At 71.3% G+C, this 14,742-nt stretch carries 11 protein-coding genes; 3 read left to right on the forward strand and 8 right to left on the reverse strand.

Annotated features, from left to right (window positions below):
* Window positions 1-34 precede the first annotated feature (34 nt).
* The gene (locus POL72_RS00300) at window positions 35-1,111 is read right to left on the reverse strand and encodes an ABC transporter substrate-binding protein (protein WP_272092868.1); all 1,077 of its coding nucleotides are present in this window, start codon (window positions 1,109-1,111) and stop codon (window positions 35-37) included.
* A gap of 198 nt (window positions 1,112-1,309) precedes the next feature.
* Between POL72_RS00300 and POL72_RS00305 the strand changes: the two genes are divergently transcribed.
* On the forward strand, window positions 1,310-2,377 hold the full coding sequence (locus POL72_RS00305; RefSeq protein ID WP_272092869.1) for a hypothetical protein: 1,068 nt from the start codon (window positions 1,310-1,312) through the stop codon (window positions 2,375-2,377).
* Window positions 2,378-2,466: 89 nt separating this feature from the next.
* On the opposite strand, the gene POL72_RS00310 is transcribed toward POL72_RS00305, so the two are convergent.
* On the reverse strand, window positions 2,467-3,018 hold the full coding sequence (locus POL72_RS00310; protein WP_272092870.1) for a ferritin-like domain-containing protein: 552 nt from the start codon (window positions 3,016-3,018) through the stop codon (window positions 2,467-2,469).
* A gap of 64 nt (window positions 3,019-3,082) precedes the next feature.
* Here POL72_RS00310 and POL72_RS00315 point away from each other — a divergent pair, with 64 nt between their 5' ends.
* Window positions 3,083-3,979, forward strand: coding sequence for a LysR family transcriptional regulator (locus POL72_RS00315; protein WP_272092871.1), 897 nt, complete (start codon window positions 3,083-3,085; stop codon window positions 3,977-3,979).
* A 24-nt stretch (window positions 3,980-4,003) separates the two neighbouring features.
* Here POL72_RS00315 and POL72_RS00320 read toward each other — a convergent pair whose 3' ends face one another.
* The 3 genes from POL72_RS00320 to POL72_RS00330 form a co-directional block, all read right to left on the reverse strand.
* The gene (locus POL72_RS00320; RefSeq protein ID WP_272092872.1) at window positions 4,004-4,495 is read right to left on the reverse strand and encodes a nucleoside deaminase; all 492 of its coding nucleotides are present in this window, start codon (window positions 4,493-4,495) and stop codon (window positions 4,004-4,006) included.
* Window positions 4,492-6,000, reverse strand: a complete 1,509-nt coding sequence (locus POL72_RS00325) for a cytochrome P450 (RefSeq protein ID WP_272092873.1) — start codon at window positions 5,998-6,000, stop codon at window positions 4,492-4,494. The genes POL72_RS00320 and POL72_RS00325 overlap by 4 nt, the downstream gene beginning before the upstream one ends.
* Window positions 6,001-6,906: 906 nt before the next feature.
* Window positions 6,907-7,230 carry a hypothetical protein gene (locus POL72_RS00330; RefSeq protein ID WP_272092874.1) on the reverse strand — a complete coding sequence of 108 codons (324 nt, stop codon included), beginning with the start codon at window positions 7,228-7,230 and terminating at the stop codon, window positions 6,907-6,909.
* A 10-nt stretch (window positions 7,231-7,240) separates the two neighbouring features.
* On the opposite strand from POL72_RS00330, the gene POL72_RS00335 reads away from it, so the two are divergent.
* Window positions 7,241-7,543, forward strand: coding sequence for a helix-turn-helix domain-containing protein (locus POL72_RS00335; RefSeq protein ID WP_272092875.1), 303 nt, complete (start codon window positions 7,241-7,243; stop codon window positions 7,541-7,543).
* Between the two features lie 224 nt (window positions 7,544-7,767).
* On the opposite strand, the gene POL72_RS52200 is transcribed toward POL72_RS00335, so the two are convergent.
* From POL72_RS52200 to POL72_RS00350, 3 genes are all read right to left on the reverse strand, one after another.
* Window positions 7,768-7,995 carry a hypothetical protein gene (locus POL72_RS52200; protein WP_272092876.1) on the reverse strand — a complete coding sequence of 76 codons (228 nt, stop codon included), beginning with the start codon at window positions 7,993-7,995 and terminating at the stop codon, window positions 7,768-7,770.
* 133 nt (window positions 7,996-8,128) lie between these two features.
* Window positions 8,129-9,274: a hypothetical protein gene (locus POL72_RS00345; RefSeq protein WP_272092877.1), complete on the reverse strand. Its 1,146-nt coding sequence runs from the start codon at window positions 9,272-9,274 to the stop codon at window positions 8,129-8,131.
* Between the two features lie 122 nt (window positions 9,275-9,396).
* Window positions 9,397-14,721: a type I polyketide synthase gene (locus POL72_RS00350; RefSeq protein ID WP_272092878.1), complete on the reverse strand. Its 5,325-nt coding sequence runs from the start codon at window positions 14,719-14,721 to the stop codon at window positions 9,397-9,399.
* Window positions 14,722-14,742: the final 21 nt, after the last annotated feature.

Genomic DNA, 14,742 nt, shown 5'->3' on the forward strand with positions numbered 1-14,742 from the left:
CACGCCAGGCCATCCCCTCGGCGACCGACGTCGCCTATTTCGCGGCTTGGTCGTTCGCGTAGGGGTTGAGCTCGTTCGTGTAGACGCGGCTCAGGGCGATCTCCCCCGGCTTGAGCTCGCCGCTCTTGACCATCCAGTCGATCCATACTTGAAAATCGCGCTCCGTGATCAGGCCGCCCTTGCCGGCGACGCCGTAGCTGCGCCAGAACTTGATGGCCGAGTCCTCCTCGTTCCGGCCGCGCTTCTTCATCAGCGCGATGCAGCGCGCCACCACCGTCTCGCGCGGGGTGTCCCGGGCCCACTCGATGGCCTTGGCCGTCGCCTCGACGAAGCGCCGCGCGGTCTTGGGGTTTTCCTTGATGAAGCTCGTCTTCATCACGTAGCTGCCCGCGGTGAACTTGCCGTAGAGCTCGTAGTCCGAGAACAGCGAACGGATGCCGCCGCGCTCGAGCGCGCGATCGCGGTAGATGTCGCCGAGCGTCGCCACGTCGACCTGCTTCTCGCGGAGCAGCTGCTCGCCGTTCACCGGGGGAATGACGAGCAGCGTGACGCGCCGGGCTTCCTCCGGCGTGAGCTGGCCCCGCGACAGAAACTCCTTGACCATGAACTCGCTGTGGGCGCCGAGCGTGTTCATGGAGATCGTCTTGTCCAGCAGATCGCGCGCGGTGCGCAGCGGGCTGTCGTTCAGCACGTAGAAGCCGCTCTGGCGTTGCTCGTCGACACCGTAGTAGCCCGCGACGGCGATGATGGGCGCCTTGGCCGCGATCAGCTTGATGATGGCGCCGTTGAAGGCGCCGCCGAAGTCGGTGTCGCCGGTGACCACGGCCTGCACGCTCTGGGGGCCGCTCACCGTGCTGCCGACGAAATGCAGGCGGATCGGCGCGAGGTAACCGAGATCTTCCGCGAGCTCGATCGGCGACACCGTGCCGTTGTTGCCCTGATAGCGGAGCTCGAGCGTCTCGAACTCGCTCCCCGATCCGGCGGCGGAGGCGCGCGAAGCGTCGTCGCGCGAGCAGCCCGCCGCGCCGCACGACACCAGCAGGGCGAAGAGGTGGACGGCACGCAACGCGGCGCGGAGCAGGCCAGCAGGGATGGGGCGCAGAGGAGCCATATCCGTTATATTAGACGATCATCCGCTACAGTACAAGCCTCTACTCTTGCCGACGAACTCGCGCGTGCGTCGGAACGCGTGGCGCTCGACGCACCTGGCACAGGTTTTCCTTGAACGCTGTCTTGCATCAAACCGCGCGGTTTTGTCGGGATGCTCCCACGCGCGGCCCTGGCACTCTCTGGCACAGGAGCGAATCCAATGACAGACCTTCGACCTGCCCGGCTTCATTTCGGCCCCGTGTTCTCGCTCGCGATCGCCCTTTCTGGCGCGCTCGCGGGCTGCGGACCGATCGGCTGGACGACCTGTGAGTACGACGGCGTCGACTACGGCCCCGGCGACGAATTTCGTGACAAGGACGGGTGCAACAGCTGCTCCTGCACGGAGGACGGGAACGTCGCGTGCACCGATATGGCGTGTACCTCCGAGTGCACGTGGGGAGGGGTCATCCACGCGCCGGGTGCTTCGTTCCCTGCCGGGGACGGGTGCAACAGCTGCTTCTGCATGGAGGACGGGAACGTCGCGTGCACCCTGGTGGACTGCAGCGGCGGCTGCACCTACGACGGGCTCCCGTACATGCCCGGCGACTCGTTCCCGGCGTCCGACGGCTGCAACACCTGCACCTGCGATCCCTCGGGCTCCGGAAGCGTCGGCTGTACCAAGATCGCGTGTCACGGCTGTGAACGAGACGGCATCGGTTACGCGGCGGGGGCGCCGGTCCCACCGGGCGACGGCTGCAACACCTGCACGTGCAACGCGGACGGCGAAATCGTGTGCACGGACGTGGCTTGCCCGGAGGGCTGCACGTATGGAGGCGTGGAGCACATGCCGGGCGACAGCTTCCCTGCCCTCGACGGCTGCAACACCTGCACGTGCGGCGGGGATGGCAGCGTCGCATGCACGGAGAAAGGCTGTACGGAGGCCTGCACCTACGGAGGTGTGAAGTACAAGCAGGGCGACAGCTTCCCCTCCCTCGACGGCTGCAACACCTGCACCTGCACCGCCGGCGGGGGCGTGGCGTGCACCGAGCGCGCTTGCGGCTGCGACGCGTCGAGCGAGTGGTGGCGCCAGTACGTGAGCACCAGCCCGGAGGAGTGCGCGGTCATCGACTTCGCGTGCACCGGAGGCCTGACCTATGTCTCCAACGAGTGCGGGTGCGGCTGCGAGCAGGACCCGAGCTGCCCGCCCTCGTTCAACTGCATGCCACCTCAGGCGTGCGATGTGGACGAGATCGAGAAGCGCTGCCCGTACTCCACGATCGCCTTCTGAGCGGAAACATTGCGCTCGGCCCACGAGGACCCGCGCGCTGCGCGGCGACCGAGCTGTTGGGAGCCGCCTTGAACGAGCCGCGGCGCAGATCACGGCGCCAGGCCGAGCGCGCGGCGGCCGAGATCGTGAGCGCCCTGCGTCGCCGCCAGCGCCTCCGCGCCCGCGAGCTCCGCGAAGGCGCGCGCGTGGAAGCGCTCCTCTGGCAGGATGCGCTCGAACACCGCGCGCACGTCGGGGGGCGCCTCCGGGTCGGCGGCGATGACCTCGATGCGCTCGAGGCGCATGCGCTCGGAGTGCGCGCCCACCGCGCACCCGGTCTCGAGATTGCGGACGATATCGAGGGTCTCCTTCCAGTAACGCTCGCGCTTTGCACCGATCTTCGGCTCGATCCCGCGGGCGGTGAGCAGGTCGCCCACCCAGACGGCGTGGCGGCGCTCCTGCCCGGCGATGACGCCGAGGATCCGGTGCGCGCGCGTTCCGGGCTCGGCGAACGCGTCGCGCAGCATCTCGATGCGGCCGGCCGCGGTGGCCTCGCCGCGGTATTGATCCAGGAGCCAGGCGACGAGCGCCTCCGGATCCTTCTTCACTGCCTCCCACCAGGCGTGGCTGTCTCGGAGAACGACGGGATTCGAAGCGTTCATGGCGGCCTCCTTCGACGTTCGATCTGGGGGACCGGACCATCGGCGTCGACTAGAATGATCGGATATGCCATCGGCTGGACCGATACTCGACGGCGACCTCCTCCGCGCGTTCGTGGCCTTCGCCGACACCCTCAATTTCACGCACGCCGCGCGGCGCGTGGGGCTCTCGCAGCCGGCGCTCTTCGAGCGGGTGCGCCGGCTCGGCGACGAGCTCGGGGCGCCGCTCTACGAGCGCACCGGCAAGCAGATCCGCCTCACCGATCGCGGCCTGCGCGTGGCCGCGCACGCCCGCGACGCGGTCGCGCGGGCCGAGGCGTTCGCGCGGGATCTCCGCGGCGAGCCGCAGCGCGAGTCGGTCACGCTCGCCGCCGGCGAGGGCGCCTTCCTCTACCTGCTCGGCCCGGCCCTGGCGCGCTTCGCCGCCGAGGAGGCGAGCCTCCGCCTGCTCACGCTGGGCGCGCCGTCGGCCTGCGCGGCCGTGCGCGCGGGCGACGCGCACCTCGCGGTCGGCGTGCTCGATCTCGTGCCGCCCGAGCTCGTTGCGCGCGACGTGCTGCGCACGCCGCTCTGCGTGGCCATGCCGCGCCGCCACCGCCTCGCGCGCCGCCGCTCGCTGCGCCTCATGGATCTCGCGGGCGAGCGCCTCGTGCTGCCCCCCGCGGGCCGATCGCACCGCGATCTGATCGGCCGCGCCATCGCGCGCCTCGGCCACGAGGTCGATCCGCCCATCGAGGCCGACGGCTGGCCGCTCATGCTCCAGTTCGCGGCGCTCGGCCTCGGCGTCGCCGTGGTGAACGGCATCTGCGCGCCGCCGCGCGGGGTGATCCTGCGGCCCGTGCCCGAGCTGGGGACCGTGTGTTATCGGCTCGTCACCCGCCGCGGCGCCGAGCTGCCTCCGGCGGCCGAACGGCTGGCGGCGCGGATCGTGGAGATCGGCAAGGGCGCCGCGCGGGCGGGGTGATGGCCCGTCGGGGCGCGGAGCGGGCTAAGAACGCTCCACGGCGCTTCGCAGGAGCGCCACGGCGGCCTCTCGCAGGACCGGCCCGTCCACGCGCACGGCGGGCGAGGCGTTCGCAAGCACCTCGTGGCAGCGCACCGGCAGCGCCCGCCCGCCGAGCGCCGCGATGATGTCCTGCGTGCTGGCTGCGTAGACGATGCGGCTCACCCCCGCCCAGAACAACGCCCCCGAGCACATGGCGCAAGGCTCCCCGCTGGCGTACACGGTGCCACCCTCGAGCGCTTCCGGGCCGTGCGCCGCGGTCGCTTCACGGATCAACACCACCTCGGCGTGTGCGGTGCAGTCTCCCTGCCCAGCGTTGGCCGTGCGCCGCTGGTTGCTGCTCACCTGGAGCACCTGACCGCCTTGCACGAGCACCGCGCCGAACGGCATGTTGCCGGCGCGCAGGGCGTCGCTCGCGGCGTCCACGGCGAGCTGCATGAAGCCAACGTCCAGGGGGTCGCCTACTTGATGGGTCATGGTAAACCGACCTCACCGTTCACTGCACTCGAGCGCTGGATCACGCCTGCGGGCGCGCAGCGCGCAGGCGTCAGACGGATACGGAGCTGACCGACCGGGCGTGCCATGCCGCCCATCATGAGGTCGAGCCATGCGCGCGGCCGGCGAAGCACCTCGATCCGGAAGTCGCGCAGGAGCACGGTGAGCGCGATCCCCAGCATCGTATAGGCGAGCGTCCGGCCAGGACAGACGTGATGGCCGAGCCCGAACGCGCCAAACCGCCGATCCTTGACCGCGGGGCTCTGGAAGGCGTCCGTCTTCATGTCGCAATACCGCTCGGGCTCGTAGCGAGCCGGATCGTGGTAGAAGGACGAGTCGCCGTTGACGAGCCCCATCGACATCCCGATGAGGCTGCCGGCCGGGATCACGTGGCCGCCCAGCTCCACCGGCCTCCGCGAGAGCCGCCAGAGGCCGCCGTTGCCATGGAGACGCAGCGACTCGTTGATCGAGCGGAGCAACACCGGCATGCGGCAGAGCGCGCCGAGATCGAGGGCTTGCCCATCCTGGAGGACGCGAGATTGCTCCTCGAGCACCGCCGCGAGCGCCCGCGGGTGCTCCAGCAGCTCCGACAGGCTCGCGGCGAGGCTCATGGCCGTGTTCGTGTGCGCGCCGAGCACCGCGCCCATCACGGCGAGCGCGGCATTGCGGAGCTGCTCGGCCGTCGCGGCCGTGGGCTCGTCCCCGAGGGAGCTCTTGATGACCGCGTGGAGGTAACCTTCCGGATCGGCGCCGCCCTCGGCCGCCACGCGCCGCACCTCGCTCGTGAAGATCGAGATGATGCGCTCCCGCGCCTGCTTGCGGCGCCTCGCCGAGGGCGTCTCGATGGGCAGAAAGAAGCCCGTGAGGTTCAGCTCGCTCTCGAGGATGTGGAACTGGCGCGCGAGCTCGTCGCACAGCGCCTCGGAGATGGCGTCGCCGCACACGAACCGGCAAGCCATGTGCAGCACGAGGTCGTTGGCGAGCGCGAGCGCGTCGATCTCGCCGACGCGGGCGAGCCGCCCGCGCAGGAACCGCGCCGTGAAATCCGCGAGAGGGCCGCTCTGGCGACGCACGGACGCGCCGGAGAGCGCGCGGAGCACGTGGGGCTGGACCTCGACGAAGAGGTCTTCGCCGAGGATCCTGCCGGCGAGCCGCCGGTACGCGTCCACGAGGTTCAGCTCTTCACCCGCGTCGATGAAGCGCTCTGCGGCGTCCTTGCCGCCGACGAACGTGAGAGGCAGCCCGAACAGCGATAGGGTAAATACATCACCAAGCGCCTCGTGGCCTGCGCGCTGGAGCTCGGTCGGGTCGGCCAGCAGCGCGATCGCCGTTCCGATGCCCGGCACGATCACCCCCAGCCGCGGCGGCCCCGCCCCGTTGGACCGGGGCTCGGCGCGGACGAGCGCACGCACGATCTTCCGCCGGGTGCGGCCGGTGAGAGGCTGGGGAGCGCTGCTGTCCACCTGCGGTCGAGATGTATTTTGCATGCAATGGTGACTCCAACGCTCGCATAGGAGCGAGAGTTACGACCGCTGTTAAGGAAGAGCCGAATGCCACGCTCGCCCATGGGCGTCATCCGTCTGCTGCCCCTTGGTGGTCCTCCCCCCACCCCCATCGTGCCGCGCGCCCCCTCACGGCACCGCGTCTGTCTTCGTCCGATTTATCCGCCGTCAACGATTGAACAGGGCGAGACGACGAGGCAGCGACTGGGCTTGTGCGATGCCTTCACGGTCGCTGCGTCATCTCATCCTCCCGCACCGCCCATGCGGTGTCAACGGCAGAGGTCGGTCGCCCGCGGCGTCCTGCGGGGTAGCTCCCCGACCGGGCCCGACGCCGGTGTCGATCCGCGAACTCCCACGGCAAGGCTCAGGGCGCTGCCATTGCCCAGGCGGCCCGCGATCGGCGCCAGCGAGCCAGCCCCGGGTGAACGTCGCCGGCGAGAGATCCGGGGGCAAGCACCTCTACGTTCAACACCGCATTGCCGGACACGCGCTGCGCGGGCCCTGGGCTCGTGATCTTCGGAATGCCCGGAAGGCCCTCCCCGCTCCCTTCGCCCCCATGGCGTGAGCGGGTGCCGGGAGGCGCGCGGCAGCGGCATTCGACCGGACGCTCGTTCCCGCACGCCTGGCGAGTCCGCTCGGCGGGGCTGACCCGAGAGCGCGCTCGACGTTGCCGAAGACATGCCGGCGCGGCGCGCGCGGATGGCCTTCGGGATCCGGGTCCTCGCTCACGTGGTCGACGCCACCGGTTGCCCAGACCGGCCCAGCCTGCTTGCAAGCTCTCGACTGTCGGAGCGTTCGTGCTACTACGGCGCCCCCGATGAACGCCTCGGACGCGATCAAGGAGCGGGTGGACCGCTTCGTCAAGGACATCCTGAGCCTGGTCGAACGGGTTCAGGACGAGCACCGCGCCGCAGCGCACCGGACGGTGACGACGATGCTGGCCGATCTGGAACGGCCAGCGACGAACGCCTCCTCGGAGCGCCGTCCGAAGCCCCGGAAGGCGCCCGCGCGCGCCAAAAGGAGCGTGGCGAGGCCTACGAGGAGCGGGAAGCAGGGCGCGCTCTCGGGAGCGTCAAGCTCCTCGACGACGGCACCGTCCGCGGGGAGGACCTCGGCACCGTCCGCGGGGAGGACCTCGGCACCGTCCGCGGGGAGGACCTCGGCACCGTCCGCGAGGAGGACCTCGGCACCGGCATCCGGCGCGGACCGAGCCACGGCTGGCACGATGACCGCGACGGGAGCCTCGACGAGCGATCGGGAGGCCGTGGTGCTCGAAACTGTGCGGTCCCTCGTGCGAGGGACGGCGACGGAGATCGCCACGCGCAGCGGGCTACCGAACGGGAGCGTGTACGTCGCGCTTCGCGCGCTCGTGGCTCGCGGCCGCGTGGCGAGAGCCGGGACAGCGAGGGGCGCCGAGTACAGCCTCGTCTCGTCGGGCGGGATCCGGCCCTTCAAGCGCGTGAAAGCTGCGGAGCCCACCAGCCCTGCGGAGATGGAACGGACCCCCGACGCCGAACTCGCGGAGTAGAAGATTCCACTCAGGCACGAGATCGTCGCGGCGCGTTGAAATCAGGCTGAGAGCCGGAGAGAATCAATACGAAGGCGGGAAAGCAGGAAGAGAAGCCCACGAATTCTTCCTGACCTCCTCATGCCCTTTGGTTCGGGGGCACACCGCGTTTCCGCTCGGCGCCCGTCGCCCACACGGTTGACCGGGGCAGCGCGGTCCGGTTGCAAGGGGTGCAGGAAAGGACGCTAGAGCTCCTCGAGCCAGGGACCGACCGCCGCCACGTACACGCGCGCTCGGCGGCCGACGGGATCCAGCGGGATTCGGAACGTTGGGGCAGCCGGCGGAGCGGCCTTCGCTGCCTGAGAGCGCGGGACCGACATGACGCGCTGGCCGACCCTAAACCACTTCACGTCGTGGTCGACGCTCGCACCGGGCACCGAGAACTCGGGCGGCAAGGTGCTCAGCTTTCGCACGCGCCCATCGGCGAGTCGTGCAGCGGCCCTGCTGCGCCTCGCCGCGGTATCGGTGAATCGAATTTGCACCTCCCCATCGCGCAGGCGCGTGCGGTGCTCGGACCACGCATGCCCCTCGACGCGAAATCCACGTTCAACGCGCATTGATGGAGAAGATCGGATAGAAGCCGACGTCGCCTTCGGAGAACCGCCGGGCGAGCTCGGGGACCTCGTCGAAGCCGTAGATTCGCTCGTCGACCTCGGGCATCCAGCCCTCGGCCTCTGCGTACGCGACCGCCTCCACGCCCTGGGGGTAGCGCGCGTAGTGCGTGTTGACGTGCTGGTGCCGCGCAATGCACTCCGACGCGCGAAGCAAGGAGAGGACCATCCCCTCCTTCCACCCAGCGCTGGTGATCACCCCCTGGCGCCCGAGCGCCTTCAGCGTCGCACGGAAGACCGGCGTGCCGATGTAGTCGATGAAGATCTGCACCTTCGTCCCGGCCGTGCGCCGCTCCACCTCCTCCAGGAACCTGCCCTCGGCCTCGAGGTACGATCGGCGGTAGGCCGCGTCGGTGACGAACCGGCGCTCATCGTAGCTGAGCTCCCCGAACTGCCGGCGATCGAGGGCCGTCACGCCCGTCTTCCGGATGAGCTCGAGACGCCTGTCGTTGCCGGAGAGCATCACGGTGGTGCACCCGTGCCGCCGCGCGAGATCCAGCTCCGCGAGCGTCGTGCCCCCGCCCCAGCCCCAGACGTGCGGCGACGGGAGCTCTTCGCGCGGGACCTGGAGACGGAACGAGCCATGGGCCTGCAGCCAGTTCGACCACGCCGTCACGTAGCGCCCCGAGAACGCCGCCCACTGAGGCAGCGAATGACGGGTGTCGTCCGGGAGGCGGATGATCTCGTGCGGCCGCAGGATCATCCTCGTCGCGAGGCAGCCCATGGTGCCCGGCGCGTCGTACGCCATCGCCTTCTCGGGGTAGCCCCACGCGTCGACCACCGAGGCACAGAAGATGATGCCGACATCACCAGGCTTGAGCCCCTCGACGCCCGAGCCGACCTCGAGCACGCGGACCACGCCGGTGTTTCCGATGATCACCCGGGGCTCGCCGCGCTGCTTGCAGATGTCGACGGGCTTGCGAGAGAGCGCATGCTGCATGTTGCCCTCCCAGCACCCGAACAGCGGCTCTGCCAGGACCTCGGCGCTGGAAATGTCGCGGAGATCGAAATCCTCCTGGACCAGCTCCGCGAGCTCTCCGATGTCCGTCCCCGTACCCGGATAAAGGAACCAAGCTTTCACGCTGTGCGGCAAGGGAACCTCCGTCGGACCTCCATCGAACTCCGTCGAAAAGAGGGGCCGCGCTCTGAATGGACACGATTTGCCAAGACCTCTCCTGTGCGATGCGCCCCAGCCCGCGCCCGCTACGCCAGGACGCCGAGCTCGCGCTCGAGGTAACGGGCCATCGCGGCGACGGTCGGGTGATCCATCGCCATCGTCACCGGCAGCGTCATGCCGAACGCCTGACTGAGCCCCTGCACCACCTCGATCGCGAGCATCGAGTCCATCCCGAGCTCGTCCAGGCGCTGATTGGGGTTCAACGACAAGCCTTGATCGAGCCCCATGATGCCCTGCGCGACGGCGGTGATCTCGTGAATCAACATGCCCATGCGCTCGTCCGGGGAGCTCCGGAGGATACGCCGCGCGAGGTCGTCCTCCCCGCGCGGGCTCTCGGCCTCGGGCAGCTCCGCAGGGGCGGCGATGCCGGCGAAGAGGACGGGCAGGGCCGCTTCGGCGGCGCGCTTCGAGAGCCGCACGGGATCCAGGTCCATCGCGATGAGGTGGGCGCGATTCGATCGCAGCATGTGCTCGAAGAGGGTGAGCGCCTCGTCGGGCGCAAGGCCCGAGAGACCCCAGCGCCTGCCGAGCGCATCGAGGACGTCCCGCGCCATGCCGGCGCCCGCGAGCGGCCCCCAGGCGATGCTGAGCGCCGGGGCGCCCTGCGCGCGAAGATAAGCCGCGAAGGCGTCCTGAAAGGCGTTCGCGGCGGCATAGGCGGCCTGCCCGGGGTTGCCGAGCAAGGCCGACACCGACGAGAAAAAGACGAAGAAGTCGAGCTCGCGGCCGCGCGCCTCCGCCCAGAGGTTCTCGCTGCCACGCACCTTGGGCGCGAGGACACGGTCGAACGACGCCGCGTCGGTGTTGGTCAGGACCGCGTCCTCGTTCACGCCCGCCGCGTGGACGATGCCGGCGAGCGGCGGCATCGCATCGATGCGCCGGAAGAGGGCCGCCACGTCGTCCCGCTGCGCGACGTCCGCCTGCACCACGTGGACGCGCGCGCCGCTTGCGCGCAGCCCCGAGAGCGCAGCCTGCGCCTCGGGGCTCGGCGAACGCCGGCTCACGAGGACGATGTGACGGGCGCCGCGGCACACCATCCACCCCGCCCAGACAAGCCCGAGCGCGCCCAGGCCGCCGGTGATCAGGTAGGTCGCTCCGGCGCGCAACGCGGTGGGCTCGCCCGCGCCGGCGAGGCCTGGGCAGCGGGCCACGCGCGGCAGGTAACGGGCCCCGCCGCGGAAGGCGATCTCCGGCTCGACGTCTGCCCCGAGCAGGTGATCGGCGAGCATCGAGGCCTCCGCGGGCGGCCTCGCCGGATCGAGGTCGATGAGCCCACCCGAGAGGTCGGGGTGCTCGGCGGCGAGCACACGGCCAAGCCCCCAGAGCGGGGCCCCTGCGAAGCCGCGCGCGGCTTCCACATGGGTCGGTGATCGGCGTTCGCCGTCCCCTTCCGCGTGGGTCGGGGATCCGCGTTCGCCGTCCCCTTCCACATGGGTCGGGGATCGGCGTTCGCCGTCCCCTTCCACCTGCACCGCCTGCGCACCCCGGGTCGCGAGCCACAGCCGCGGCGGCGCGCCGGTCCCGGTGCGGCCCTTCCGGTTCGCGAGAGAGCGCGCGAGCCGCAGCACGCTGTCGCAAAGGCGCGGATCGGCGTGGTCGCCGGACGCGCGCTGCCCGCCCAGGGGAGCGTCGTCCGCCGCTCGAAGATCGACGATGCCGGCCACCGGCACGCCAGAAGGTCCGTCATCCACTTCGAGCAGGCGAAGAACCTCGGCGAGAGGGGCGTCGCGATCGCCGCCGGCCTCGGCTCGCACGAGGATCGGCGCTCCGCCCTGCTGCTCGAGACGCGCCGCAAGGCCCCGCCCGAGCTCGGAGCCGCCCGCGAGGAGGATCCAGCGAGCAGGAGCCCGCACGGATCGGTCCGACTCCTGCGGCATCGGGCGCCACGAGAGCTCGTACAGGAGCTCGGCCTGGCGCGCGGTGAGCTGACCCAGGAGGTCCGATCGCGAGCGCCAGCCGATCGCGAGCCCCACCGCGTCGGCGACGGCTCGGCCAGCGCTGTCGCGCAGCGTCCACGCGACGGTGAACGGATCACCCGGGGCGCCCGGAACCGCGCGCGCAGCGCACGTCCATGGGCCCTCTCCTCGGCGTGCTCCCGCATAGCGAAGCCGGGAGAGCGAAAGAGGCACGGGCAGCGCGCCCTCGGGGGCGGAATGCGCCAGTGCCGCCGCCAGGACGACCTCCATGGAGGCGTGCAGGAGAGCGACGGAGAGCGGGACGGCCACCCCCTCCTTGCCGTCAGGGATCGCTATCTCCGCCCTCACGCCGTCAGGTCCCAGGGCGGCACGCTCCACCCAGCGGGCTGCCCCGAGGGGTCGATGGCCGCTCGCTTCGAGGCGGGCATAGAAGCCGTCTCGGTCCACGACCGCCGCGGCACCCCCGCCGATCGCCCCCGGCCTCATCGCGGCCGGAGCCGGTCCCGCCTCGACGTCGCGGAGCTTCCCCGTCGCGTGCGTCGTCCAGCGGGCGCGATCGGGCGGGCTGTCGCCGGGGATGCTGGCGATCGACACGGAGAAGAACGCCCCGGTTGGCTCCGGTACGAGGGTGAGATGGCTGATGCGCTCCTCGTCACGCCGGCGCAGGAGCATCGGCTCCGGGAACGCGAGGTCCTCGAGCAGGACCTCCTCGCACCCGAGCGCCTGCGTCGACGCCGCCAGGAGCCGCCCGAGGTGGAGCGCCACGGGGACGAGCATGGGCTCCTCGTGCAGCGGATGCGTCGACGTGGGATGGGACGCCGTGGGTTCCTTCGAACCCGGGCGCGACTCCATCCTCAGCCAGGGCATCGAGGAAGCGGCCACGCGGGCCTCGAACTGGAGCGCGGACATCGGCGAGGCGACGCGCTCGCCGAGGAGCGGATCCCCCGCTTCTGCGCCCGCTCGCGGCAGGAGCCGCCGCGCATCTCCCCCGGAGGGCCGGCGCACCGGCAGCCACAAGGACTCGCGCTGGAACGGGTACGTGGGCAGGCCGATGCGCCGGCCAGGGCGGCGCTCGTGGAGCTTCGCCCAGTCCACCTGGACGCCCCGTACGCTGAGCGCCGCAAGGCCGTGCAGCAAGGGCACCACCTCGTCCCCAGAGGCCACGACCGTGGGGATCCAGACCGCGGGGGCGGCCGGAGGCAGGCCGCTTGCCGGCCCGAGCGCCACGAAGATCCCGCACCCCTCGGCGTGAAGCGCCTTCACGCCGACCTCGAGCTCCGCGGCGCCGCGCTGGATGCGAGCCCATGTGGCGCGATCCGACACCTCGTCGGGCCTCATCAGCCGGCCGAGCGAGCACGACACGATCCCGATGCGCGCCGGTGGACGCGCGTCGATCCGCGGCTCGCGCGTCTCGCGGCCAGCCGCGAGCGCGGCGGCCTGATCGAGCGACAGCGCTCCGGCCACATACGCCGCCGTGAGCTCGCCGACGCCGCACCCCATCACGAGGTCCGGCTCGACGCCAAAGGCGCGCCACAGCGCGCAGAGGGCCACCTCGAGCGCGAATACCGCAGGGCGCTCGTACCTGCCCGCCGGAAACGCCGACGGGGCGCCCGCAGGAGGGAGCAAGGCGCGGAGCACCGAGCCGTCGAGCAACGGCCGGAAGAGCTGGTCGCAGCGGTCGAGCGCGTCGCGGAACGCCGGCTCCGTGTCGTAGAGGTGCCGACCGAAGCCGGCCCGGTCACCGGCGCGGCCGGAGAGCACGAACGCCACCTTGGGGCGCGCGGTCGCCTCGCCAGAAAGGACGCCCGCCTGCCGATCCCCCCGGGAGAACGCTGCCAGGAGCGGCGCGGCCTCCGCCGTCGAGCCGGCGACGATCGCGGCGCGGAACGCGTGCCGCGCCCGGCCGAGGTTCGCCGTGAAGGCCACGTCCGAGAGCTCGATCGAGGCGTCGGCCGAGAGCGCCGCCGCGTAGCGGGCCGCGAGCTCCCCGAGCGCGGCCTCCGTCTTCGCCGACAGCGTGACGACCTGGTGGCCTTGGCGCTGGCCCTCGGGCCTTCGCTCGGGCTCGGGCGCCTCGGCCAGGACGACGTGCGCGTTCGTGCCGCTGATGCCGAACGAGCTGACCCCCGCGATGCGCTCCGCGCCGCCGCGCGGCCAGGACCGCGCCTCGACCGGGATGACGAGCGGCGTGCCCTCCAGCGAGATGCGCGGGTTGAGCTGCGTCCAGTGCAGGTGGGCCGGGATGACGCCGTGCCGGAGCGCGAGGACCGACTTGATGACGCCCGCGACGCCCGCGGCGGCCTCGATGTGACCGATGTTCGTCTTGACGGAGCCGACCGCGCAGACCGATCCATCCGGGCGCGGATCTCCGAAGATGTCCTTGAGCACCTCCATCTCGATCGGATCGCCGAGCGGGGTGCCCGTGCCGTGCGCCTCGATGTACCCGACATCGGGCGGTGAAACGCCGGCGGCCTCGAGCGCCGCGCGGATCACGCCGCGCTGGGCGAGGCTGCTCGGCGCGCTCAGGCCCGCGCTTCGGCCGTCGTGGTTGACCGCCGAGCCGCGGATGACGGCCCAGATGCGATCCCCCGCGCGCTGCGCGTCAGAGAGGCGTTTGAGGACGAGCACCCCGACCCCCTCGCCGCGCGCGAACCCGCTCGCGCGGACGTCGAACGTCCGGCAGCGGCCGTCGGGCGAGAGCGCCCGCATCTTCGAGAGCTTCACGAAGCCGTCGGGCGCAAGGATGAGGCTCGCGCCGCCCGCGAGCGCGAGGTTGCACCTGTCGCCCCGCAGGCTCTCGCACGCGAGGTGGATCGCGACGAGCGAGGAGGAGCACGCCGTGTCCACCATCATGCTGGGGCCCTCGAGCCCGAGCGTGTACGAGACGCGGCCCGCGAGGACGCTCGCGAGATCGCCCGTCAGCGTGTGGGGGTCGACCTGGGCGAGGCCCCCGCCCCGCGTGTGCAAGAGCTCGTAGTCGCGCCAGCTGCCGCCGACGAAGACGCCCGTCCGGCTCCTGCGCAGCCCGTCCGGAGGCTGCCCTGCGTCTTCCAGCGCCTCCCACGCGACCTCGAGCAAGAGCCGCTGCTGCGGGTCCATGCGCGCGGCCTCGCGCGGCGTGATCTCGAAGAACCGGGGGTCGAACCCGTCGACGCGGTCGAGGAACGCGCCGTAGCGCGTGTACATCTTCCCGGGAGCGTCCGGATCGGGGTCGTAGAAGGCATCGACGTCCCAGCGATCAGCCGGGATCTCGCGGACCGCATCGCCCCGCTCCGCGAGCAGGCGCCAGAACGACGCCGGGTCGCCCGCGCCCCCGGGGAGACGGCAGCCGATGCCCACGATGGCGATCGGCTCCGGCCGAGGTGCGAGCAGCGACGAGAGCACCGCGCGCTCGTCGGGCGAGAGCTCCGCGACGAGCTCGGAAACCGCCTGCATGGCTTCGGACAATTCTTCTTT

The sequence above is a fragment of the Sorangium aterium genome, from assembly GCF_028368935.1.
Classification (GTDB): Bacteria; Myxococcota_A; Polyangia; order Polyangiales; family Polyangiaceae; genus Sorangium; species Sorangium atrum.